Origin of the sequence: Tautonia marina (genome assembly GCF_009177065.1) — a bacterium.
Classification (GTDB): Bacteria; Planctomycetota; Planctomycetia; order Isosphaerales; family Isosphaeraceae; genus Tautonia; species Tautonia marina.
In genome coordinates, this window is record NZ_WEZF01000073.1 from 1 (window position 1) to 436 (window position 436).

Sequence of the window (436 nt, forward strand, 5' to 3'; positions counted from 1 at the left end):
CTCGATGCGCCGCTTCGAGATGGACGACGAACGATTCCGACGCATCGCCCACCTCTTGCCCGGGAAGCCCGGCGACCCCGGAGCCACCGCCAAGGACAACAAGCTCTTCCTCGACGCCGTGCTCTGGGTCGCCCGCACCGGTGCCCCCTGGTCCGACCTGCCGGCCCGCTTCGGCAAGCACGACACGGTCTTCCAGCGGTTCAACCGCTGGGCCAAGACGGGGACCTGGGCCCGGATCATGGAGGCCCTCGGCGGCGACGCCGACCTGGAGAACCTGCTCATCGACTCCACCTCGGTCCGCGCCCACCGCCATGCCGCCGGCGCCCGAAAAAAAGCGGTGAACAGGCTTTCGGCCGGTCCCGGGGCGGCCTGACGACGAAGCTGCACCTGACCGCCGACGCGTTGGGCAACCCGGTGCGGCTGATCCTCACCGGGG

General features: G+C 70.4%; 1 protein-coding gene. It reads left to right on the forward strand.

Features of this window, described 5'->3' with window-relative positions; genetic code table 11:
• On the forward strand, nucleotides 1–373 hold a 373-nt coding region (locus tag GA615_RS27260; RefSeq protein ID WP_152054504.1), incomplete at its 5' end, for an IS5 family transposase.
• Between the last annotated feature and the right edge of the window lie 63 nt (nucleotides 374–436).